Raw genomic sequence first — 24,002 nt, forward strand, 5'->3', positions numbered from 1 at the left:
GGAGCCTACCATGATTCGTTGGCAAGATTTGCACCATTCTGAATTAACCGTCCCGACGCTGTACGACCTGCTGAAGCTGCGCAGCGAAGTCTTCGTGGTGGAACAGGCCTGCGCGTATCTGGATATCGACGGCGACGATCTGGTGGGTGAAAACCGCCATCTGCTGGGCTGGAAAGACGATAAGCTGGTGGCCTACGCACGCATTCTGGTGAGTGAAGAGGACGTTGAACCGGTGGTGATTGGTCGGGTGATTGTCAGTTCCGAAGTGCGCGGTGAACGTCTGGGCTATCAGCTGATGGAACGCACGCTGGCAAGCTGCCAGCAGCATTGGCCGCAGCGGGCGCTGTATCTTGGCGCGCAGGCGCATCTGCGCGATTTCTACGGCCATTTTGGGTTTATCAGCGTTACCGACGTCTACGACGAAGATGGTATTCCGCACGTGGGGATGGCGCGAGAAGTGGCGCAGGCATAACCCCAAATCCCGTCTATAGTGAAAGGCAAAGAGCGTTGATTTTCAGTGCGATATTGCCTCGTTACGTTTCCGCTCCCTAATCGTGGGTACTGCTTTTTATAACAAGTACCCCGTATACTATGTGGTTTTTATGATAGGGAGGTTTGCGTGCGATCCATTCTAGCGGCGTTGCAGAGCCTGTCAGGGCTGCTGACGGACGATTTTCCAGCGTTGCCCGGCACGCAAAGTATTGAAGTCTCTTTCCCCCTGAGCGATGCCTTTGACCCGCTTGCCTGGCTTAGCGGGCAGGCGGTCTGGCCGCAGTTCTACTGGCAGCAGCGCAGCGGTAAAGAAGAGATTGCCGCGCTGGGTGCGGTCAAAACCTTTATCTCCCTGGCCCAGGCCAATGATTTTCTGCACACCCTTGAACGTGACGACCTGCGCATCTGCGGCGTGAACGCCTTCGACCCGAAGGTCGGGCAGTTATTCCTGCCTCGTCTGGAGTGGCGGCGCGAAGCCGGACGGGCCACGCTTCGCATCAACCTGTGGAGCGATAGCTCGCTTCAGCAGGATGCCGAGCAAGCGCGGGCATGTCTGGCATTGCTTACAACCCATCACGCTTCGGCGGAACTGGCGTTGCACCAGGAAAGCGAAACCCATCGCCCCGGCAAAGAGGGCTGGTGTCGGCTGATTGAGCAGGCTACCCAGGCGATTCGCGACGGCGCATTTAGCAAAGTGGTGCTGGCACGGGCAACGGATCTGGTCTTTAGCGGCGCACCGAACGCCGGGGCTCTGATGGCCGCCAGTCGCCGGGTCAATTTCTCTTGCTATCATTTCTATATGGCGTTTGACGCGCAGCGGACGTTTCTCGGTTCATCGCCGGAGCGTTTATGGCGGCGGCGCGGAACGGCGCTGCGTACCGAAGCGCTGGCGGGCACCGTGGCGGCGCACGACGATGCGGCAACCGCGAAGCGGCTGGGCGACTGGCTGATGCATGATGATAAAAACCAGCGGGAAAACAGCCTGGTGGTGGAAGATATTTGCCAGCGCCTGCAGGGGTTGACGCAAACGCTCGACGTGCTGCCAGCGGAAATCGTTCGCCTGCGCAAGGTGCAGCATCTTCGCCGCTGTATTCAGGCGGAGTTGACCGCGGCCGACGACACGCGCTGCCTGCTGCAACTACAACCCACGGCGGCGGTGGCGGGGCTGCCTCGTGCGCTGGCGCTGGACTTTATTGACCGCTTTGAGCCGTTTACCCGGGAATGGTACGCCGGGTCGGCGGGCTATCTTTCTCGTCGGCAGAGTGAGTTCTGCGTGACGCTGCGCTCGGCGAAGGTGGAAGGTAATACGGTGCGGCTGTATGCCGGTGCCGGCATCGTTGATGGCTCCGATCCTGAACAGGAATGGCAGGAAATCGAAAATAAAGCGGCGGGTCTGCGTTCTTTGCTGTTCCCTGAATAGAACATTACCGATTCATATCAAAATCCTACTGGTTCGTAGAATTTATACTGAGTCGATTATTTGATACCGGACAACTTCATGTCAGTAAGCGCATTTAACCGACGCTGGGCGGCGGTGATCCTCGAAGCATTAACCCGTCACGGCGTGCGGCACGTTTGCATTGCGCCCGGGTCTCGTTCAACACCGCTTACGCTTGCGGCAGCGGAGAATCGCACCTTTATTCATCACACCCATTTTGATGAGCGCGGTCTCGGGCATCTGGCCCTGGGGTTGGCGAAGGTCAGCAAGCAGCCGGTGGCGGTGATTGTGACCTCCGGCACGGCGGTGGCGAACCTCTATCCGGCGCTGATTGAAGCGGGCTTAACCGGTGAAAAAATTATTCTGCTCACCGCTGACCGTCCGCCAGAGCTGATTGACTGTGGCGCGAATCAGGCTATTCGTCAGCCGGGTATGTTTGCCTCGCACCCATCCAGCACCCTTTCGTTACCGCGCCCGAGCCAGGATATTCCGGCCCGCTGGCTGGTCTCCGTCGTGGATGATGCGCTGGGCTCTCTGCACTCCGGCGGCGTACACATCAACTGCCCGTTTGCTGAACCGCTGTATGGCGATATGGACGACACCGGCCTTGCCTGGCAGCAGGCGCTGGGCGACTGGTGGCAGGGTGAAAAACCCTGGCTGCGCGAAGCGCTGCATCAGGAGAGTGCCGTTCAGCGCGACTGGTTCTTCTGGCGACAAAAGCGCGGCGTGATTGTCGCCGGGCGGATGGATGCGGAAGAGGGCAAAAAAGTGGCCGAATGGGCGAAAACCCTGGGCTGGCCGCTGATTGGCGACGTGCTTTCGCAAACCGGGCAGCCGCTGCCGTGCGCGGATCTCTGGCTCAGTAATCCGGCCGCCATCAGCGAGCTTGAACAGGCCCAGATTGTGGTGCAGCTCGGCAGCAGCCTGACCGGTAAACGCGTGCTGCAATGGCAGCTCGCCTGTGAGCCGGACGAATACTGGCTGGTCGACCCGCTTTCCGGCCGCCTCGACCCGGCGCACCATCGCGGTCGCCGTCTGGTGAGCAACATTGCCCAGTGGCTGGAAAAACACCCGGCGGAGAAACGCGCGCCGTGGACCACCGTTATCCCTACGCTCTCCGAACAGGCATGGGAGGCCGTTGCCGCGCAAAGTGAGCACTTCGGCGAAGCGCAGTTAGCGCACCGCATTCGCCGCTATCTCCCGGAACAGGGGCAACTGTTCGTTGGCAACAGTCTGGTGGTGCGTTTAATTGACGCCTTAGGCCAGCTTCCGGCGGGCTACCCGGTTTACAGCAACCGCGGTGCCAGCGGCATCGATGGCCTGATTTCCACTGCGGCGGGCGTACAGCGCGCCAGCGCACGGCCGACGCTTGCTATCGTTGGCGATCTGTCGGCGCTCTATGACCTCAACGCGCTGGCGCTGCTGCGCCAGGTGTCCGCACCGCTGGTGCTGATAGTGGTCAACAACAACGGCGGGCAGATTTTCTCTCTGCTGCCAACGCCAGTGGAAGAGCGCGAGCGCTTCTACGCGATGCCGCAAAACGTTCACTTCGAGCATGCGGCGAAGATGTTTGGCCTACGCTATCAGCAGCCAGAAGATTGGGCGTCGCTGGAAACGGCGTTGAGCACCGCCTGGCGCACGCCAGCAACCACGGTGATTGAGCTGGTGGTTAACGACACCGACGGCGCGCAAACGCTGCAACATCTGCTGGCGCAGGTCAGCAAGCTATGATCCTGCACGCCGTAGCCGAGCAGGGAGAACCCACGCAGCCGTGGCTGGTTTTCCTGCACGGTTTTTCCGGCGACCATCGCGAATGGCAGCCGGTGGGGCAGCGCTTTGCGCGGGCGAATCGGCTGTATGTCGATTTGCCCGGCCACGGTGGATCTTCAGCCGTACGGGTTAATAACTTCGCTGAGATGGACGCCGCGCTCCAGACTACGCTGCTTAGTTACAACATACTTAACTACTGGCTGGTGGGTTACTCGCTGGGCGGACGGATTGCCATGCACTACGCCTGCTCGCGGCCGGAAGGCCTGGCAGGGCTGATTGTTGAAGGCGGTCATCCTGGGCTGACGAACGATGCGGAGTGCGAATCGCGTTGGCGCAACGACGAAGCCTGGGCACAGCGTTTTCGCGAGCTTCCGCTTGCCGACGTCTTTACCGCCTGGTATCAACAGCCGGTTTTTGCCAGCCTCACCGACGCACAGCGCGCCTCGCTGGTGACGCTGCGCCAGCAAAACGACGGCAACGCGCTGGCGGCGATGCTGCTGGCCACCTCTTTAGCCGTGCAGGAAGACCTTCGTCCTGCGCTGCAAACGCTTTCACTACCATTCTGGTATCTCTGTGGCGAGCGCGACAGCAAGTTTCGCGCGATTGCCGAGGAACTCTCGCGCCCTTGCCACCTTATTCATGATGCTGGACACAACGCGCACCGGGAAAACCCCGCGGGCGTGGCCGCGTGTCTGGCTCAGATTCTGCCTGTTAACTTATAGGACTCGCTATGATCTATCCTGATGAAGCTATGCTGTACGCCCCCGCTGAGTGGCACGATTGTTCTGAAGGTTTTACCGACATTCGCTACGAAAAATCCGCTGACGGCATCGCCAAAATCACCATTAACCGCCCGCAGGTTCGCAACGCGTTTCGTCCACTGACGGTCAAAGAGATGATTCAGGCGCTGGCGGATGCGCGCTATGACGACAACGTCGGCGTTATCATCCTGACCGGCGCGGGCGATAAAGCCTTCTGCGCCGGTGGTGACCAGAAAGTGCGCGGCGACTACGGCGGATACCAGGACGACAGCGGCGTTCACCACCTGAACGTGCTGGACTTCCAGCGTCAGATCCGTACCTGCCCAAAACCAGTGGTAGCGATGGTGGCTGGCTTCTCCATCGGCGGCGGCCACGTGCTGCACATGATGTGTGACCTGACTATTGCGGCGGATAACGCCATCTTCGGCCAGACCGGTCCGAAAGTCGGATCCTTTGACGGCGGCTGGGGCGCTTCTTACATGGCGCGCATCGTCGGCCAGAAAAAAGCGCGTGAAATCTGGTTCCTGTGCCGCCAGTACGACGCGAAAGCGGCGCTGGATATGGGCCTGGTGAACACCGTGGTACCGCTGGCTGACCTCGAAAAAGAGACCGTACGCTGGTGCCGCGAAATGCTGCAAAACAGCCCGATGGCGCTGCGCTGCCTGAAAGCCGCGCTGAATGCCGACTGTGACGGCCAGGCGGGTCTGCAAGAGCTGGCCGGTAACGCCACCATGCTGTTCTACATGACCGAAGAAGGTCAGGAAGGCCGTAACGCTTTCAACCAGAAACGTCAGCCTGACTTCAGCAAATTCAAACGGAATCCGTAATGCGTAGTGCGCAGGTTTACCGCTGGCAGATACCGATGGACGCAGGTGTGGTTCTGCGCGAGCGGCGGCTGAAAACCCGTGATGGGTTATTCGTCTACCTGCGTGACGGCGAACGGGACGGGTGGGGAGAAATTTCCCCACTACCGGGCTTTAGTCTGGAGTCGCTGGACGACGCGCAGTCGGCGCTGCTCGGTTGGGTTAACGCCTGGCGGCAGGGCGACGATGGCGCGTTGCCAGAGGTTCCCTCGGTGGCCTTTGGCATCAGCTGTGCGCTGGCGGAGCTCAACGATGCGCTGCCTGAGGCGGCGGATTATCGCGCCGCGCCGCTGTGCACCGGTGACCCGGACGATCTGGTTATCAAGCTTGCTGATATATCCGGCGAGAAGGTGGCTAAAGTGAAGGTCGGCCTGTACGAAGCGGTCCGTGACGGCATGGTGGTGAATCTGCTGTTGGAAGCTATTCCAGAGCTGACCCTGCGCCTCGATGCCAACCGCGCCTGGACGCCGCTGAAAGCCCAGCAGTTCGCCAAATACGTCAACCCGGACTATCGTTCGCGCATCGCCTTCCTTGAAGAACCGTGCAAAACCCGCGATGACTCGCGCGCCTTTGCGCGTGAAACCGGCATTGCTATTGCCTGGGACGAAAGCCTGCGCGAGGCGGATTTCCGCTTTGAAGCCGAGCTTGGCCTCAAAGCCGTGGTGATTAAACCAACGCTGACCGGCAGCCTGGAACGCGTAAAAGCGCAGGTGGCGGCGGCGCATGCGCTTGGCCTGACGGCGGTAATTAGCTCCTCGCTGGAATCAAGCCTCGGTTTAACTCAGTTAGCGCGCATCGCGGCCTGGCTCACCCCAGACACCATTCCGGGTCTGGATACTTTGAATTTGATGCAAACTCAGCTTATCCGCTGCTGGCCTGACAGCCCGCTGCCATGCGGGGCAATTGAGGATATGGAGCCGCTGCTGTGACCTTTTCTACCTGGCCGTGGCGGCACTGGCGCGAGGTACGCGGTGACGCCATCGCGCTGCGTCTCGATGACGAAACGCTGAGCTGGACGGCGCTGTGTGAGCGTATCGACGCGCTCGCCGCCGGGTTTCAGGCGCAGGGCGTTAACCCCGAAGACGGCGTGGCGCTCTGCGCGCGCAATCGCCCGGAGGCGGTGCTGGCCTGGCTGGCGTTGTTGCAGTGCGGCGCGCGTATCCTGCCGCTAAACCCACGGCTACCGGCGACGCTGGTCAGCGAACTGCTGCCGGGGCTCAGCCTGTGCCACTTTTTAAATCTGGAAGCCGATGATCACTACGGCCTTGCGCCGTTGCAGCTGCGTTCCGCACCGCTGACCTCGCCGTGCGACTGGCGTGCTGAACGCCTGGCTTCGATGACGCTCACCTCGGGTTCAACCGGCCTGCCGAAAGCGGCGGTCCATACCTGCGCGGCGCATCTGGCGAGCGCACACGGCGTGCTGAGCCTGATGCCGTTTGCAGAAAACGACTGCTGGCTGCTGTCGCTACCGTTGTTCCACGTCTCCGGCCAGGGCATTTTCTGGCGCTGGCTGCTGGTGGGCGCGCAGATGGCGGTGAGTGAGCATCCGCTTGCGCAGGCGCTGCACGGTTGTTCCCATGCGTCTCTGGTGCCGACGCAGCTTTGGCGCCTGCTCAATGATGAACAGCCGCTCACCCTGAAAACGGTGCTGCTGGGCGGCGCGGCGATTCCTGCGGTGCTGACCGAACAGGCGGCAGCGCGGGGGATTCAAACCTTCTGCGGCTACGGCCTGACCGAGTTTGCTTCCACCGTCTGCGCGCGCGAAGCCAACGGCGGCGAGGATGTCGGCATGCCCCTGCCGGGGCGCGAACTGCGGCTGGTCGATGGCGAAATCTGGCTGCGCGCCAGCAGCATGGCTTCAGGCTACTGGCGCAACGGTGAACTGCTGCCGCTGACCAACGCCGAAGGCTGGTTTGCCACCCGCGATCGCGGTGAAATCCATGACGGCAAACTGCACGTCATTGGTCGTCTGGATAATTTGTTTTTCAGCGGCGGTGAGGGCATTCAACCGGAAGAAGTTGAGCGAGTGCTGGTACAGCATCCAGCGGTGAATCAGGTCTTTATTGTCCCCATTGACGATATTGAATTTGGCCAGCGCCCGGTGGCAGTACTGGACGCTGAGCCCACGCTGAATATAGCTGAGCTGGCGCGGTGGGCGAAAGACAAGTTGGCGGGATTCCAGCAGCCGTGCCAATGGTTGACGCTGCCGGAAGAAATGAAGGGGACGGGCATTAAGGTGTCTCGTCATCAGCTGGTGCAGTGGGTAAACGCACAGTTAAAACCATGAATAATAGATACGTGTTATTTCATTAACATACGCCATCATTCCTGGTGATGTATTAGACGTAATTCGTTACAATCCGCCTGATTATTGCCTGTTTAGTACATTGAATCCGCTGCGTATCGCAGTACAATTCAGCGGTTTAAGGGCGTTTATTTTTGCGTTTGCATGAAAGGATGAAGATGAAAAAGAGCGTGTTATTTGGTCTGGCGGGGCTGATGTTTGTCTCCGCGTCAGCGAGTGCAATCAGCTTTAACGGTCAAGCTGGTAAAGATTACACTAACCTGGGCTTTGGTGTCGGTACCGAGACTTCTGGCCTGGCGTTAACCGGTAACTGGACGCACAGCGACGACGATGGTGATGTGGCAGGTCTGGGCCTGGGACTGAATATCCCTCTCGGTCCGTTCATGGCTACCGTGGGTGGTAAAGGCGTTTACACCGATCCTAACGACAGCGATTCCGGCTATGCCGCAGCGGTCGGTGGTGGTCTGCAGTGGAAAATCGGCGACAGCCTGCGTCTGTTCGGTGAGTACTACTACTCCCCGGATTCACTCTCAAGCGGTATCGACAGCTATACCGAAGCTAACGCGGGCGCGCGTTATACCATTATGCGTCCAATCAGCATCGAAGCGGGTTATCGTTACCTGAACCTCGCGGGTAAAGACGGTCATCGTGACAACGCCGTGGCCGATGGCCCGTATGTTGGCGTGAGCGCATCGTTCTAATCCCCCTCCGGCGCGGCGACACCGCTGCGCCAGTTTTTCTCTTCTTAAATCCTCCGCTTGCGTTATAGTGACTCGTCCTCTTTTTATTGGAGAAAGTGATGATAACGGTTGAGATGCTGTCCACCGGTGACGAAGTCTTATCGGGGCAGATCGTCGATACAAACGCTGCCTGGCTTGCCGATTTTTGTTTCCAGCAGGGTATTCCGCTGACGCGACGTAACACCGTTGGGGATAACCTGGATGACCTGGTCGCTATTCTGCGCGAGCGCAGTACTCAGGCAGATATTCTGATTGTGAACGGTGGTCTCGGGCCGACCAGCGACGACCTTAGCGCGCTTGCTGCGGCAACGGCGAAAGGTGAATCGCTGATTATGCACGAAGAGTGGCTGGCGTTTATGGAGCGTTTCTTCAGCGAGCGTGGCCGCGTGATGGCGCCGAGCAACCGCAAGCAGGCGGAGATCCCGGCCAGCGCCGAGCTTATAGACAATCCGGTCGGCACCGCCTGCGGCTTTGCCGTTAAGCTTAACCGCTGCCTGATGTTCTTTACGCCGGGCGTGCCGTCTGAATTTAAAGTGATGGTTGAACAAGAGATCCTGCCGCGTATTCGCCAGCGTTATCCAGTCGGCGAGCCGCCGCTGTGCCTGCGTCTGACGACCTTTGGCCGTTCTGAAAGCGATCTCGCCCAAAGCCTGCAGCACCTTGAACTGCCACGGGGCGTGAGCATGGGCTATCGCTCGTCGATGCCGATTATTGAACTGAAGCTGACCGGGCCTGCGGAACATCGTGATGCGATGCTGGCGCTGTGGCCAGAAGTACAGAAAGTGGCGGGCGAAAGTCTGATTTTTGAAGGCACCGAAGGGCTTCCCGCGCAGCTTGCCCGCGTGCTGAAAGAAAGACAGTTTAGCCTGACGTTAAGCGAGCAGTTCACCAGCGGGCTGATTGCCCTACAGCTTTCCCGTGCCCAGGCGCCGCTGCTGGCGAGTGAAGTGGTACCGCCGCAGGATGAAACGCTGGCGCAAACTGCCCGTTGGGCCGCCGAGCGTCGAGTGAACCATTTTGCCGGGCTGGCGCTGGCGGTAAGTGGTCTTGAGAGTGAACACATTAACTTTGCGCTGGCGACACCGGAAGGGACGCACGCGCTGCAGGTGAAGTTCAGCAATACGCGTCATGGTCTGGCGGTGCGTCAGGAAGTGTGTGCGATGATGGCGCTGAACATGCTGCGTCGCTGGCTGAATGGCCGTCCCGTTGCCAGCGAACACGGTTGGATTAACGTGGTGGACTCGCTCACGCTGTAAGCACCCGATGCGGCTTGCTTTTCTCCCTCTCCCTGAAAGGGAGAGGGGACCGTTGGGCGCAGGTTATCGGACCAACGCCCTCGCTAACAGCGTGATCGGATGCTCGCAGCGCTTACTGGTGGACATCTCAATCTGCCATTTGCAGGTCTCGCAGTCGGTAATCACCAGGTCTGCGCCGCTCGCTTCAATTTGCTCGAAGAGCGGTGCGCCTATTGCCTGCGACGTTGGGTAGTTCTCCGTTTTGAAGCCGTAAGTTCCCGCTATTCCGCAGCATTGTGAATCCAGCACCTGAAGCTCAATACCCGGTATGCGGCGTATTAATTCCAGCGTGTACAGCGACCAGCCCATCTTTTCCATATGACACGGCGTGTGATACACCACCTTTAGCGGCAGTGGCTGTAACGGCAGCTCCGCGCCATCATCCAGCTTGCGCCACAGCCAGCGGGTTGCTAGCTCAATGTTGTCGCGCAGATCGTGGTTATCGACGTCCAGCAGGTGCGGGTACTCATCACGCAGCGTAAAAGTGCAGGTGGACGAGGTGGCAATGACCGGCAGCTTTTTGCCGCCAATGGCTTCCCGCAGCGACTTGATATTGCTCTGCGCCTGTCGACGGGCTTTATCAAAGAAACCGTTAGCAATTAGCGGCACGCCGCAGCACTTCTCTTTGCTGAGTAGCTGCACACCAATGCCTATCGCATTCATCACCTTTATCAAATCCAGCCCGAGCAGCGGATGGTTGTAATTAACGTAGCAGCCGTGGAAGAAAGCGACCTGCTCGGCAAACTGCGCCTGTGCTGCGGCAATACGCGCGTAGCGGCGGCGGAAGGTGCCGAAGGAGTATTTCGGTAGGGCGCGGTGATGGTCAATCTTGAGCGCGCTATCCAGAAGTTGGCGCACGGGCTTCAGCCCGGTGGCGGCATTGACGATGGGGGCGAACGGCGTAGAGAGCGTGCCCATCAGGTCGGTATGGCTGAGGATCGTATCGCGGATACCCGGTTTTTGCTGGCTATAGTCGGCGCGGGCGCGCTGGATAATATCGCCAATTTTGACATCCGACGGGCAGGCGACTTCGCAGCGTTTGCAGTTGATGCAGTATTTTAGCGCCTCGTCATACAGCCCGGCGTCTTTGCGGCGCAGACGTTCGCCGTCCGGCCCGGCCTGTTTTGGCCCCGGATAGCGTGGGTTGACGCGGCTAACGGGGCAGACGGTGGTGCAAACGGTGCATTTAATGCAGTTTTCGAAACTTTGCTGGCTCATGCTTCGCCTCCCGCCAAACGGATAATCTGCGCGGCAGCGTGTAGCGCGGAGACGGCGCATACGCCCCCGCCGCAGCCCTGCGCGATCGGGTCGAAGCCGCCAAGCACCGAGCCGATGGCAAACAGGTTGCGCATCGGTAGACCTCGGAGCGTGGGATGCAGCTCGGCATCGACGATTGCGCCCGACTGCTGCCACGGCTGCGGGTCAAAGAAATCATCGCGATAGCCCGTGCTACGTGAGGCGGGTTGCTGAATATCCAGCCCCATAATGGACTCGCGAATGTGGTCGCGATCGGCGGTCAGGCCGTTGCTGAAGAAACTGCCGCTGGCCAGTACCGCATAGCGCGGACGTAATGGAATATCGCCGTGGTTACGCGTCCAGACTTCGCGAACCTCGCCGCGGTCGTGGCTGACGCGCACCGCTTCATCACCCGCCATCCAGGTTCCGCCCAGCGCAACAAACCGCCGTTGCAGGGTGGCGTGGAACCGCATACCCGGCACCGAAGGCGGCAGCGTTGGCAGAAGCAGCAGGGTACAGGGGAGATTGTGATTGAGCCAGTCGAATAACGCCGTGTCACGCAGGCCAAAGCAAGCGGGCATCACCAGCGTGTCGCATCCTTCACTGAGCGGTAATAGCGCCTGATGCAGCATTGGCCAGTGCGTTTTTTCATCCAGTACCCTGGCGATATTGACCGCGCGGAACTCGGTCGGGTTTTCCCGCAGCACATCCAACTCTGGTAAATCGATTTCAGCGGTATCGGCGTTTAGCCCCTGCTGCTGGAGGGATTCGGCGACCAGATGCGGCTGGAAATCGAGAAATCCACTAATACCGACGACCCGAACGCGGCCGCGCCTGAACGGGATAATCGGTACTTCCGACGGACTCAGCCAGGCGGCACGTTGAGTGCCCAGCGGGGTAATACGCTGATGAGGCGTCGCCATATCGCCGCGCATGTTGATTCCGCATTCAGCCAGCAGCGTCTGCGTCTGCTGCGCGTAGTGCTGCACAAGACGGGAGCCAATCAGGCTATAGGGATGCTGCGGGGATTGTTCGCGCAGCGCGGCCAGCCCGCCTGCGAGGTGGGTGACCTGCTGGCCATCGGGCAGGGCGCTGAGCAGGTCCAGCGAGCCGGAAGAGAAGTGCAGCGCGCTCTGGCCCCGGCTGACAATTACCGCGCGCAGACCCGCTTTTTGTAGCTGGATGCCGAACAGCAACCCGGCGAGTCCGCCGCCGATAATCACGCTATCAAATTTCATCTTCTGGCTCCTTTTTCAGGCCGCACAATCCCTGGTATACCCAGCGGGTTAATTCGCTCTCGCGCAGCGCATCGCCCCAGGCAATCGGCTGGACGCCTTTCCAGCGTTCATTGAGGAAGGCAGAAAGCTGGGTGAGCGATTGCGCCGAGGTGGCGACGCGATAACGCTGGAGCAGACCGGCTGCGCGGCAGGCGCACAGCTCGCCCTGGCATGTACCCATGCCGACGCGGGTGCGGCGGCGTAAATCCAGCAGGTTATTGACCGCCAGATTTTCCACCGCGTACTGCACTTCGCCCGCGGTGACGGCTTCGCATTCGCAGACTACGCTGCGCTGTAATCGAGTGTTGCCGAGCCATTCTGGCGTACGGTCGCCGTGACGATAGACCGCCGAACCGCGTAGCGGCGCGGGCAGGGAAATCATACGTTGCAGCGTTTTCTCCGCCGGCTCACGGGAGCCAGGCAGCGGCGTTTGTGCGGTGGTGCAGATGCCGCTGTGGTTAAGTTTGCGGCAAACGGCATCGGTGGCCCATTCTGCCATCAGGCGATAGGTCATCAGCTTGCCGCCGGTGATGGTAATGAACCCTTCCAGCCCGTCGCGCTCGGCGTGATCCAACAGAACAATGCCCCGGCTGACGTTGCGTCCGCTGGGGTCGTTATCGCTGGCAACCAGCGGGCGTACGCCGCAGTAGGCGCGAAGAATGCGAGTATTCGCCATGACTGGCGCCAGCTTTTCACCTTCGCGCAGCAGAATATCCACCTCGTCGGCGGTAACGCGGCAGCGGTCAATGTCGTCGTAATCGATATGCGTTGAAGTGGTACCAATCAGCGAAATGGTATCGCCGGGTACCAGAATATCGGCATCGGCGGGCGCACGACAGCGGTTGATCACATGCTGGTTGATACGGTTTTCAAATATCAGCAGCGAGCCTTTCGCCGGGAACATGCGGATGCGCAGGTCGGCGTATTCGGCAATGCGCTGTCCCCAGATCCCGGCGGCGTTGACCACCACCGGCGCACGCAGCGATTGCGGTTGCCCGGTAGTGTGGTTGAGCAGGTGAACGCCGTGGATGCGATCGTTGTGGCGAATAAGACCGGTGACTTCATGGGCGGTAAAAATCGTCGCGCCGTGTTCGCGGGCATCAAGCATATTAGCGGCGGTCAGGCGGAAGGGGTCGACGGTGCCGTCGGGCACGCGCACCGCGCCAACCAGCGCAGGGTTCACCGCTGGCTCCATCCGCCGCGCCAGCGCGGGGTCGATAGCTTCAGCCTGAATGCCCGCCGTCTGGCAGGCATCCATAAAGGTACGCTGATAGCCGAGGTCATCCTCAGGCAGGGTGATAAACAGCCCGCTGGTGGGTTCGATACAGTGGCGGGCGATGCGCCGCAGGATCTGGTTTTCGCTGATGCATTCGCGCGCGGATTCGCTGTCGGTCACCGCATAGCGCGCGCCGCTGTGCAGCAGGCCGTGGTTGCGCCCGGTTGCGCCAGTGGCAATATCAAAGCGTTCAACCAGCGCTACCTTCAGACCGCGAAGCGAGCAGTCGCGGGCGATACCGGCCCCGGTGGCTCCGCCGCCGATGATGATGGCATCGTATTCATTGACAGAGGCGCTGTCCATAATGTGTCCTCAATGTTCGTTTTGATAACATTAAGTCACGTATATGAATTGATTTGTTTGATTTCGAGCATATTCGAGCATTAAATCGAAAGTGATAATCGCGAGAAATGTGCCGTGTATCGCCTTTTCTTAGATATGCCCTTCTCTGACCAGCTGGTGCAGACAGTCGTGCAGCAGCTGCAAAGGGCTACCGCTAACCGGAGGCTCGCTGGCAATAAGTGATACCTGGCGATAGAACGGGGGTTCCAGCGGCACCGAGCGTAGCGGTTGTTCCAGCGTTTTCAGGGTCAGTTCCGGCAGCAGCGCGATGCCCAACCCCTGACGGATAAAGCTCATTGCCGTGGTGGGGTGGTTAAATTCGTATTTAATGTTGGGGGTAATATTCATCCCGGCGAACAGCGACATGATGCTCATTTCATAGCGCCCTTTACTGACAATCAAGGGCTCGTCGAACAGTGCGTTTAGCGAAATGGATTTTTTTCCCGCAAAGGGATGATTATCGGGCACGACTACGGCAAACCTGTCTTTATAAACCGGAGCCACAAACATGCCTTCTGCTGGAATATGTACAAAACCGGCGTCGATATTATTTTCGCGAATAGCATCGATAATCTCCGAGCTATTGGCTTCGTGGGGGACAATTTTTATATTCGGATGGTGTTGTTCAAAATAACGTACCACCTCCGGTAATATGCTGGCGCAAATACTGGGGAAGCAGCCTATGCGCAGCAAGCGAAGAGGCGTTTTTTTCTCCTGCTCGGCAATTTCTTTGACCGCGCTGACTTCGTTCATCAGGCGACGAAGGTGAGCCACGATACGGACGCCAGCTACCGTCAGCGTAATGGCTTTACGGCGTTCGCGCACCAGAATGGCGACGCCCAGTTCCTCTTCCAGTGCTGAAATAGCCTGGCTAACGGCGGACTGGGTCATATACAGTCGTTTACCCGCTTCGGTAAATGCCCCGCATTCGAGGACCGTTAACAGTGCGCCGATCTGCGTTAACGTCATTAGTTTTTCCTAACTAAAGTCATTAAAACGATTAATTTTACTAATTTATATCGCCTGCCTATAATTTTTTCTACGGACTCAATCACAAAATCACGCACGCAATTATTTGTGTTTTTAATGCATTCTTGAATTATATATTCGTGATGAATGTGATAATGCGCGACGTTTAATTAGGTTGCATATCAATGAAAGAGAAATTATGGACTAAAGATTTTTGGGCAATCACGATTATTAGCTTTATTATCTTCTTCGTATTTTATGTTCTTCTCACGCTCCTGCCGATTTATATCGCCGATAACCTCCATGCCACCGCGGACAAAGCCGGGCTGCTGGTGACCTTCTTCCTGGCCGCCGCGATAATCGTGCGTCCGTTCGCTGGACAATGGGTGGGAAAATACTCAAATAAAACGATTCTGATGCTCTCCTCCCTGGCGTTTTTAGCGGTAACTGCGCTGTATCCGTTCTGTCATTCCATTGAAGCACTGCTTTTTATTCGCGTGCTGCACGGTATTACTTTTGGGGTGATTACTACGGTGAAGGGCACTATCTCCGCGCGCCTGATTCCTGCTTCCCGACGTGGGGAAGGCATCAGCTTTTTCTCTTTAGCCATGGGGCTGGCGATGGTCGTTGGGCCGTGGATTGGCCTGAACATGGCGCGGCATAGTGCGTTTACCCAGGCGTTCTGGATGTGTACCGTGGTCTCGGCGATAGGCATCGTACTGTCGCTGATTGTCCGCGTACCACCGGTTATTCGTCATGCCGATGGTTCTCAGCCAAAGCTGGGTTTTTCAGCCATGTTCGACCGTGCGGCCATGCCGTTTGCGCTGGTCACGTTCTTTATGACCTTCTCCTACGCCGGAGTCTCCGCGTTTCTCGCCCTGTATGCTCGCGAACTGGACCTGATGGCCGCGGCCAGCAACTTCCTGCTGTGCTACGCCATTTTCCTGATGATATGCCGCGCCTTCACTGGCAACATCTGCGATAGAAAGGGGCCGAAATACGTGGTCTATCCTTGCCTGTTGGCGTTCACTATCGGTCTGGTGGTGCTGGGCTACACTCACGGCAGCGCATCGATGATTCTTGCAGGGGCGTTAATTGGTATCGGCTACGGTTCAGTGACGCCTATCTTCCAGACGCAGATTATCAGTTCGGTTGAACCGCATAAAATCGGCGTGGCGAACTCGCTGTTCTTCAATGCGATGGATGCCGGGCTGGCGATTGGCGCTTTCGTGATGGGGATGATGGTGGAAGGCGTGGGCTATCGCGCCATTTATCTGGTTGGGGCGCTGCTGGTGGTGCTGGCCGGGGCGCTGTACATCTCGCAGATGAAGCGCCGTGGCGCGATGCCGTTGGTTAGTGCACACGAAGTGCACTAACCATTACATCTCAATTTCGATATCACCCTTTGCCCTGCAACAGCAGGGCAAAATTTCATCCGGCTGGATAAAGGCCAGCGGTTTGGTCAGCCAGTCGACCTGGCCTGATACTAACCGCGTGCGACAGGAACCGCAGTAGCCTTCGCGGCACTGGTATTCGACCTCAACGTTGTGAGACTCCAGCGCCGCCAGCAGGGAAGGGTGTTCATCCTGGCACTGCAAACGCGTGCCAGAGATGCGCAGAAAAACGCGGCTCATTAGAGCTGGAAGTCGCTGAGATCGTCAGTATTGACTTCCGAGTCAATCTGGCCGACCAGATAAGAGCTGACTTCCACTTCCTGCGGGGCAACCTGCACGTTATCGGACACCAGCCAGGTGTTGATCCAGGGGATTGGGTTAGAACGGGTCTGGAACGGCAGATCCAGGCCAACCGCCTGCATACGGATGTTGGTGATGTACTCAACGTACTGGCACAGAATGTCTTTGTTCAGGCCAATCATCGAGCCGTCGCGGAACAGATAATCCGCCCACTCTTTTTCCTGCACGGCAGCCTGGACGAACAGGTCATAGCATTCCTGTTTGCACTCTTCAGCAATCTCCGCCATCTCCGGGTCATCCGCGCCGCTGCGCAGCAGGTTCAGCATGTGCTGGGTACCGGTGAGGTGCAGCGCTTCATCGCGGGCGATCAGGCGAATAATCTTGGCGTTGCCTTCCATCAGTTCGCGCTCGGCGAAAGCGAAGGAGCAGGCGAAGCTGACGTAGAAGCGAATCGCTTCCAGCGCGTTCACGCTCATCAGGCAGATGTAGAGTTTCTTTTTCAGCTCGCGCAGGTTCACGGTCACGGTTTTGCCGTTGACGTTGTGGGTGCCTTCGCCCAGCAGGTGCCAGTAGCTGGTCATTTCGATCAGCTCGTCATAGTAGCTGGAGATGCCTTCCGCACGCTTCTGGATCTGCTCGTTGGTGACGATGTCATCAAACACAATCGCCGGATCGTTGACGATGTTGCGGATGATGTGGGTGTAAGAGCGCGAGTGGATGGTTTCAGAGAACGCCCACGTCTCAACCCAGGTTTCCAGTTCCGGAATGGAAATCAGCGGCAGCAGCGCCACGTTCGGGCTGCGGCCCTGGATGGAGTCCAGCAGGGTTTGATACTTCAGGTTGCTGATGAAGATATGCTTTTCGTGCTCCGGCAGCGCCTGATAGTCGATACGGTCGCGGGAAACGTCAACTTCTTCTGGACGCCAGAAGAAGGAGAGCTGTTTTTCAATCAGCTTTTCGAAGATGTCATATTTCTGCTGGTCGTAGCGTGCCACGTTGACCGGCTGGCCAAAGAACATCGGCTCTTTGAGCTGATCGTTTTTCGTCTGTGAAAAAGTGGTGTATGCCATTGATGTCAATCCTGTCTGGAGAGTAATGCCGGATGGCGGTTACTTACCTGCTTACAATATCATCGCAAAAAAATCCGTACACCGAATAAGGTTTTGGTCGATACGGAAATCAAAGGCCGGGTCAGCGTATCGCTGCCCGGCAATCGTTATTAGATCTTACAAGCGCCGCTTTCGCAGCCGTCATCCTGAATGGATGGAGCCAGATCGTCCTGCGCATCTTCTGCACCGTCGCGGGTGTTCTGGTAGTACAGGGTCTTCACGCCAAATTTGTAGGCGGTGAGCAGGTCCTTCAACAGCTGCTGCATCGGGACTTTGCCAGATGGGAAGCGCGTTGGGTCATAGTTGGTGTTCGCAGAGATCGACTGGTCGATAAACTTCTGCATGATACCAACCAGCTGCAGGTAGCCGTCGTTGTTTGGCATTTCCCACAGCAGCTCGTAAGCGTTGTGCAGGTGCTCGTAGTCCGGCACTACCTGGCGCAGGATCCCGTCTTTTGACGCTTTGATGCTCACGTAGCCGCGCGGTGGCTCGATGCCGTTGGTGGCGTTGGAGATCTGCGAAGAGGTCTCAGACGGCATCAGGGCAGAGAGCGTGGAGTTACGCAGGCCGTGCGTCTTAATGGACTCACGCAGAGCTTCCCAATCCAGATGCAGCGGCTCGTTAGCAATCGCATCCAGGTCTTTCTTATAGGTGTCGATCGGCAGAATGCCCTGCGAGTAGGTGGTTTCGTTGAACCACGGGCATGCGCCTTGCTCTTTCGCCAGCTCGTTGGAGGCCTTCAGCAGGTAGTACTGAATAGCTTCAAAGGTCTGGTGTGTCAGGTTGTTGGCGCTGCCGTCGGAGTAGCGCTTGCCGTTTTTCGCCAGCCAGTAGGCGTAGTTGATAACACCAATACCCAGCGTACGACGGCCCATTGCGCCACGTTCAGCGGCTTTAATTGGGTAGTCCTGGTAGTCCAGCAGGGCATCCAGTGCGCGCACTGCCAGTACGGCCAGCTCTTCCAGCTCGTCCAGGCTATTGATAGCACCCAGGTTGAACGCGGACAGCGTACACAGGGCGATTTCGCCGTTTTCGTCGTTCACATCGTCCAGCGGTTTGGTCGGCAGAGCGATTTCCAGGCACAGGTTAGACTGGCGTACCGGCGCGACAACCGGGTCAAACGGGCTGTGGGTGTTGCAGTGGTCAACGTTCTGAATGTAGATACGGCCGGTAGAAGCACGTTCCTGCATCATCAGGGAGAACAGTTCAACCGCTTTCACGCGCTGTTTGCGAATGCTGTCGTCGTTTTCATATTTAGTGTACAGACGTTCGAACTCGTCCTGGTCGGCGAAGAACGCATCGTACAGGCCAGGGACGTCGGACGGGCTGAACAGCGTGATGTCGCCACCTTTCAGCAGGCGGGTGTACATCAGCTTGTTGATCTGTACGCCGTAGTCCATGTGACGCACGCGGTTGCCTTCAACGCCGCGGTTGTTTTTCAGCACCAGCAGGCTTTCGACTTCCAGGTGCCACATTGGGTAGAACAGGGTGGCCGCACCACCGCGTACGCCGCCCTGAGAGCAGGATTTCACCGCCGTCTGGAAGTGCTTGTAGAACGGAATACAGCCGGTGTGGAACGCTTCACCGCCGCGAATCGGGCTACCCAGCGCACGGATACGACCGGCGTTAATACCAATACCGGCGCGCTGGGAAACGTATTTCACAATTGCGCTGGAGGTGGCGTTGATGGAATCCAGGCTGTCGCCGCACTCGATCAGGACGCAGGAGCTAAACTGACGAGTTGGGGTACGCACGCCGGACATAATCGGCGTAGGCAGAGAAATTTTGAACGTGGAAACCGCATCATAGAAGCGCTTCACGTAGCTCAGGCGGGTTTCACGTGGGTAGTTCGAGAACAGGCACGCGGCCACCAGAATATAGAGGAACTGAGCGCTCTCGTAGATTTCGCCGGTCACGCGGTTCTGTACCAGGTATTTACCTTCCAGCTGCTTAACCGCTGCGTAGGAGAAGGTCATATCACGGTCGTGAACAATGAACGAGTCCATCTGCTTGAACTCTTCTTCCGTATAGTCTTCCAGCAGATGATTGTCGTATTTACCCAGGTTAACCATGTGTTTGACATGGTCAAGCAGTACCGGTGGCTCAAACTGACCGTAGGCTTTTTTGCGCAGGTGGAACACCGCCAGGCGCGCGGCCAGGTACTGGTAGTCCGGAGCTTCGCTGGAGATCAGGTCTGCTGCTGCTTTGATAATGGTTTCATGAATGTCGGACGTTTTAATCCCGTCGTAGAACTGGATGTGTGAACGCAGTTCGACCTGAGAAATCGAAACGTTGTGCAGCCCTTCGGCGGCCCAATCCAGCACGCGATGAATTTTGTCGAGGTTAATGCGTTCTGTGCGGCCGTCACGCTTAGTCACCAGCAGACTCTGATTCATGTGATTTTTACCTGTCCGTGAAAAGGAAAATATCCCCTGATTTATCCACAGTTGCCGTTGTAGCAAAACCTGTGGATAAATACTACATGTAGGGGTTCGTTGATTAATTAAACGCTATATGGTGAGTATTCTAGTCTGGATTCTTTTGAGCACAAGGGTTGATTTTGACGTTAACTTGAGGTTGATAAAGCGTAAAAAACGCTAAGTCCACGGCGCATAAGGGCTGGCGGGAATGTCAATAATTTGCAAAAAAAAATGAAAATTTGATCGAGTGCTGATTTCTTCGTCGAAGGGGGAATTTGCGCAATATGATGTGGCGCAATTTTGTTGTAAGCGCCCCCCATGATTGGTAGGCGATATGTCGAAGCCGGGTAGTGGTTGGTAGCCCGGGCGAGGCATTTATGCCGACCCGGGGGGCTCGGAGCCTATTCCCGGTGTCGCGTTCGCTCGACCGGGCTACAGGTCATGCTAATTTGGCGGTAGTGTGCAGCATATAGTTAACGTCTACGCCCGGTGCCAGCTTGAAGCTGTTGGTGATGGGGTTGTAGTGCAGGCCAATCATGTGACGCTCTTTCAATACGGTCTGGTCAACCCAGCTCAGCAGTTCGGCCGGCTTGATGAATTTCTTAATGTCGTGCGTGCCTTTTGGCACCATGCGCAGAATGTATTCCGCGCCGACCACCGCCATCAGCCAGGATTTGCCGTTGCGGTTGAGCGTGGAGAAGAAGACCTGACCGCCCGGTTTTACCAATTGGGCGCAGGCTTTCACCACCGACTGTGGGTCCGGAACGTGCTCCAGCATCTCCATGCAGGTCACCACGTCATACTGCCCGGCATGTTTCGCCGCGTGTTCTTCTACCGTTTCCTGCACGTAATCGACGGGAATACCGGTTTCTAATGAGTGCAGCTTTGCCACCTGCAGCGGCTCGAAGCCCATATCGAGACCGGTAACCGTCGCGCCTTCACGCGCCATGCTTTCGGCCAGAATGCCGCCGCCGCAGCCGACGTCCAGCACCTTTTTACCGAACAGGCCGCCGGAGCGTTCGGCGATATAGCCCAGACGCAGCGGGTTAATGCGGTGCAGAGGTTTAAATTCCCCCTCCAGATCCCACCAACGTGATGCGACGGCCTCGAATTTGGCTATCTCTTCGTGGTCTACGTTGTGCGCTACCGCAGCTTTTTCGGCATTCATGGCTGTTCCTGCTCCTTATTTCGTTATTGTCAGCGAGTATATCAGTACCACGGCGTGAATAAAGCGTTCGCGGGGTGCTAATGGGTTTACCTGTCTTTACGCTAATGTGTTATAATTTGCGACCTTTGAATCCGGGAATACAGTAGAGGGATAGCGGTTAGATGAGCGACCTTGCGAGAGAAATTACACCGGTCAACATTGAGGAAGAGCTTAAGAACTCTTATCTGGATTACGCGATGTCGGTCATTGTTGGCCGTGCGCTGCCGGATGTCCGAGATGGCCTGAAGCCGGTACACCGTCGCGTACTTTACGCCATGAACGTATTGGGCAATGACTGGAACAAAGCCTACAAAAAATCAGCCCGTGTCGTGGGTGACGTGATCGGTAAATATCACCCGCATGGTGATACTGCCGTCTATGACACTATCGTCCGTATGGCACAGCCATTCTCACTGCGATACATGCTGGTAGATGGTCAAGGTAACTTCGGTTCTGTCGATGGCGACTCCGCCGCAGCGATGCGTTATACGGAAATCCGTATGTCGAAAATCGCCCATGAGCTGATGGCCGATCTGGAAAAAGAGACGGTGGACTTCGTCGATAACTACGACGGCACCGAACGTATTCCAGATGTAATGCCGACCAAAATTCCTAACCTGCTGGTTAACGGTGCCTCTGGTATCGCCGTAGGTATGGCCACCAACATTCCACCGCACAACCTGACGGAAGTGATCAACGGCTGTCTGGCATATGTCGACAACGAAGACATCACCATCGAAGGTTTGATGGAACATATCCCAGGCCCCGATTTCCCGACTGCCGCCATCATTAATGGCCGCCGCGGGATTGAAGAAGCCTATCGTACCGGTCGTGGGAAAGTGTACATTCGCGCCCGCGCGGAAGTCGAAGCCGACGCCAAAACCGGTCGTGAAACCATCATCGTGCACGAAATTCCGTATCAGGTGAACAAAGCGCGCCTGATCGAGAAAATCGCCGAGCTGGTAAAAGATAAACGCGTTGAAGGCATCAGCGCGCTGCGTGACGAGTCTGATAAAGACGGTATGCGCATCGTGATTGAAGTGAAACGCGACGCGGTTGGGGAAGTGGTGCTGAACAACCTCTACTCCCAGACCCAGCTGCAGGTTTCCTTCGGTATCAACATGGTTGCACTGCACCATGGTCAGCCGAAGATCATGAACCTGAAAGAGATTATCGCTGCGTTCGTGCGCCACCGCCGTGAAGTGGTGACTCGCCGTACCATTTTCGAACTGCGTAAAGCACGCGACCGCGCGCACATCCTGGAAGCGTTGGCCGTTGCGCTGGCTAACATCGACCCGATCATTGAACTGATCCGTCGCGCTCCAACCCCGGCCGAAGCGAAAGCGGGCCTGGTGGCGCAGTCGTGGGAGCTGGGCAACGTTTCTGCGATGCTGGAACGTGCGGGTGATGACGCGGCGCGTCCGGAATGGCTGGAACCTGAGTTTGGCGTTCGCGACGGTAAATACTACCTGACCGAACAGCAGGCACAGGCGATTCTGGATCTGCGTCTGCAGAAACTGACCGGCCTTGAGCATGAAAAACTGCTCGACGAGTATAAAGAGCTGCTGGAACAGATAGCAGAACTGCTGCGCATTCTGGGCAGCGCCGAGCGTCTGATGGAAGTGATCCGTGAAGAACTGGAACTGGTTCGCGAACAGTTCGGTGACGAACGTCGTACTGAAATCACCGCCAACAGCGCCGATATTAATATCGAAGATCTGATCAGCCAGGAAGATGTTGTAGTAACGCTGTCTCACCAGGGTTACGTCAAATATCAGCCGCTTACCGATTACGAAGCTCAGCGTCGTGGCGGTAAAGGCAAGTCAGCTGCACGTATTAAAGAAGAAGACTTTATCGACCGCCTGCTGGTGGCCAACACCCACGACACGATCCTCTGCTTCTCCAGCCGTGGTCGTCTGTACTGGATGAAGGTTTATCAGCTGCCGGAAGCTAGCCGCGGCGCGCGTGGCCGTCCGATCGTCAACCTGCTGCCGCTGGAAGCGAACGAACGTATCACCGCCATCCTGCCGGTACGCGAGTACGAAGAGGGCGTGAACGTCTTTATGGCGACCGCCAGCGGTACCGTGAAGAAAACGGCGCTGACCGAGTTCAGCCGTCCACGTTCTGCCGGTATTATCGCGGTTAACCTGAACGAAGGCGACGAACTGATTGGCGTTGACCTGACCTCCGGTTCCGATGAAGTCATGCTGTTCTCTGCCGCCGGTAAAGTGGTGCGCTTTAAAGAAGATGCCGTTCGTGCCATGGGTCGTACTGCGACCGGCGTACGCGGTATCAAGCTCGCGGAAAAAGACAGCGTGGTATCGCTGATTGTTCCACGTGGCGAAGGCGCTATCCTGACCGTCACCCAGAACGGCTACGGTAAACGTACCGCTGCTGAAGAGTATCCGACCAAGTCGCGTGCGACACAGGGCGTTATCTCTATCAAAGTCACCGAGCGTAACGGCTCCGTGGTGGGCGCGGTACAGGTCGACGACTGTGACCAGATCATGATGATCACCGATGCCGGTACGCTGGTGCGTACCCGCGTGTCGGAAGTCAGCGTGGTAGGGCGTAACACCCAGGGCGTAATCCTCATCCGTACTGCGGAAGATGAAAACGTCGTGGGCCTGCAGCGCGTGGCCGAGCCGGTTGACGACGAAGAGCTGGACGCTATCGACGGTAGCGTGGCGGAAGGCGACGATGATATCGCGCCAGAAACCGAGAGCGATGACGACGTAGCGGACGATGCTGAAGAGTAATCGTTGAGCAACGTTGAGAAAGGGTCGGTGAAAACCGGCCCTTTTTTTT

The 24,002-nt window shown here is 57.4% G+C and carries 19 protein-coding genes; 11 read left to right on the top strand and 8 right to left on the bottom strand.

The annotated features are described in order from the left end of the window. Positions 1-10 precede the first annotated feature (10 nt). From MY052_RS07680 to MY052_RS07720, 9 genes are all read left to right on the top strand, one after another. Complete coding sequence (locus MY052_RS07680) at positions 11-472, top strand: GNAT family N-acetyltransferase (RefSeq protein ID WP_248538485.1); 462 nt, start codon at positions 11-13, stop codon at positions 470-472. A gap of 147 nt (positions 473-619) precedes the next feature. After that, a complete protein-coding gene (menF, locus tag MY052_RS07685; RefSeq protein WP_202217539.1) occupies positions 620-1,912 on the top strand; it encodes an isochorismate synthase MenF in 1,293 nt (430 codons plus the stop codon). A 78-nt stretch (positions 1,913-1,990) separates the two neighbouring features. After that, positions 1,991-3,661, top strand: coding sequence for a 2-succinyl-5-enolpyruvyl-6-hydroxy-3-cyclohexene-1-carboxylic-acid synthase (gene menD, locus MY052_RS07690; protein ID WP_035892457.1), 1,671 nt, complete (start codon positions 1,991-1,993; stop codon positions 3,659-3,661). After that, complete coding sequence (gene menH, locus MY052_RS07695; RefSeq protein WP_248538486.1) at positions 3,658-4,422, top strand: 2-succinyl-6-hydroxy-2,4-cyclohexadiene-1-carboxylate synthase; 765 nt, start codon at positions 3,658-3,660, stop codon at positions 4,420-4,422. The genes menD and menH overlap by 4 nt, the downstream gene beginning before the upstream one ends. Before the next feature lie 8 nt (positions 4,423-4,430). After that, positions 4,431-5,288 carry a 1,4-dihydroxy-2-naphthoyl-CoA synthase gene (gene menB / locus MY052_RS07700; RefSeq protein ID WP_035892608.1) on the top strand — a complete coding sequence of 286 codons (858 nt, stop codon included), beginning with the start codon at positions 4,431-4,433 and terminating at the stop codon, positions 5,286-5,288. Then, the gene (menC, locus tag MY052_RS07705) at positions 5,288-6,253 is read left to right on the top strand and encodes an o-succinylbenzoate synthase (RefSeq protein WP_248538487.1); all 966 of its coding nucleotides are present in this window, start codon (positions 5,288-5,290) and stop codon (positions 6,251-6,253) included. Before menB ends, menC begins: the two co-directional genes overlap by 1 nt. After that, positions 6,250-7,611, top strand: a complete 1,362-nt coding sequence (gene menE, locus MY052_RS07710; protein ID WP_248538488.1) for an o-succinylbenzoate--CoA ligase — start codon at positions 6,250-6,252, stop codon at positions 7,609-7,611. Before menC ends, menE begins: the two co-directional genes overlap by 4 nt. A gap of 176 nt (positions 7,612-7,787) precedes the next feature. Continuing rightward, positions 7,788-8,330 (top strand): YfaZ family outer membrane protein, encoded by a 543-nt coding sequence (locus tag MY052_RS07715; RefSeq protein ID WP_035892612.1) that lies wholly within the window; start codon positions 7,788-7,790, stop codon positions 8,328-8,330. 98 nt (positions 8,331-8,428) lie between these two features. Next, complete coding sequence (locus MY052_RS07720; protein ID WP_248538489.1) at positions 8,429-9,625, top strand: nicotinamide mononucleotide deamidase-related protein YfaY; 1,197 nt, start codon at positions 8,429-8,431, stop codon at positions 9,623-9,625. Positions 9,626-9,688: 63 nt separating this feature from the next. On the opposite strand, the gene glpC is transcribed toward MY052_RS07720, so the two are convergent. The 4 genes from glpC to MY052_RS07740 all read right to left on the bottom strand — a co-directional run bounded on the left by glpC (position 9,689) and on the right by MY052_RS07740 (position 14,764). Then, positions 9,689-10,882 (bottom strand): anaerobic glycerol-3-phosphate dehydrogenase subunit GlpC, encoded by a 1,194-nt coding sequence (gene glpC / locus MY052_RS07725; RefSeq protein ID WP_248538490.1) that lies wholly within the window; start codon positions 10,880-10,882, stop codon positions 9,689-9,691. Next, positions 10,879-12,138, bottom strand: coding sequence for a glycerol-3-phosphate dehydrogenase subunit GlpB (gene glpB, locus MY052_RS07730; RefSeq protein WP_248538491.1), 1,260 nt, complete (start codon positions 12,136-12,138; stop codon positions 10,879-10,881). Before glpB ends, glpC begins: the two co-directional genes overlap by 4 nt. Next, entirely contained in the window at positions 12,128-13,756 is a 1,629-nt protein-coding gene (gene glpA / locus MY052_RS07735) for an anaerobic glycerol-3-phosphate dehydrogenase subunit A (protein WP_248538492.1), read from the bottom strand. Before glpA ends, glpB begins: the two co-directional genes overlap by 11 nt. Before the next feature lie 129 nt (positions 13,757-13,885). Beyond that, complete coding sequence (locus tag MY052_RS07740) at positions 13,886-14,764, bottom strand: LysR family transcriptional regulator (protein WP_248538493.1); 879 nt, start codon at positions 14,762-14,764, stop codon at positions 13,886-13,888. 185 nt (positions 14,765-14,949) lie between these two features. Between MY052_RS07740 and MY052_RS07745 the strand changes: the two genes are divergently transcribed. Continuing rightward, positions 14,950-16,140, top strand: a complete 1,191-nt coding sequence (locus MY052_RS07745; RefSeq protein WP_123652755.1) for an MFS transporter — start codon at positions 14,950-14,952, stop codon at positions 16,138-16,140. Between the two features lie 3 nt (positions 16,141-16,143). Here the strand turns inward: MY052_RS07745 and yfaE are convergent, their stop codons facing one another. From yfaE to ubiG, 4 genes are all read right to left on the bottom strand, one after another. After that, positions 16,144-16,398, bottom strand: a complete 255-nt coding sequence (gene yfaE, locus MY052_RS07750) for a class I ribonucleotide reductase maintenance protein YfaE (protein ID WP_123652754.1) — start codon at positions 16,396-16,398, stop codon at positions 16,144-16,146. Further along, the gene (gene nrdB / locus MY052_RS07755; RefSeq protein ID WP_123652753.1) at positions 16,398-17,528 is read right to left on the bottom strand and encodes a class Ia ribonucleoside-diphosphate reductase subunit beta; all 1,131 of its coding nucleotides are present in this window, start codon (positions 17,526-17,528) and stop codon (positions 16,398-16,400) included. Before nrdB ends, yfaE begins: the two co-directional genes overlap by 1 nt. Before the next feature lie 149 nt (positions 17,529-17,677). Next, positions 17,678-19,963: a class 1a ribonucleoside-diphosphate reductase subunit alpha gene (nrdA, locus tag MY052_RS07760; protein ID WP_248538494.1), complete on the bottom strand. Its 2,286-nt coding sequence runs from the start codon at positions 19,961-19,963 to the stop codon at positions 17,678-17,680. Positions 19,964-20,426: 463 nt separating this feature from the next. Then, the gene (gene ubiG, locus MY052_RS07765) at positions 20,427-21,155 is read right to left on the bottom strand and encodes a bifunctional 2-polyprenyl-6-hydroxyphenol methylase/3-demethylubiquinol 3-O-methyltransferase UbiG (RefSeq protein ID WP_123652751.1); all 729 of its coding nucleotides are present in this window, start codon (positions 21,153-21,155) and stop codon (positions 20,427-20,429) included. A gap of 161 nt (positions 21,156-21,316) precedes the next feature. Here ubiG and gyrA point away from each other — a divergent pair, with 161 nt between their 5' ends. Then, complete coding sequence (gene gyrA / locus MY052_RS07770; protein WP_035892625.1) at positions 21,317-23,953, top strand: DNA topoisomerase (ATP-hydrolyzing) subunit A; 2,637 nt, start codon at positions 21,317-21,319, stop codon at positions 23,951-23,953. Positions 23,954-24,002 lie beyond the last annotated feature (49 nt).

It is taken from the genome of Kluyvera ascorbata, from assembly GCF_023195735.1.
Classification (GTDB): Bacteria; Pseudomonadota; Gammaproteobacteria; order Enterobacterales; family Enterobacteriaceae; genus Kluyvera; species Kluyvera ascorbata.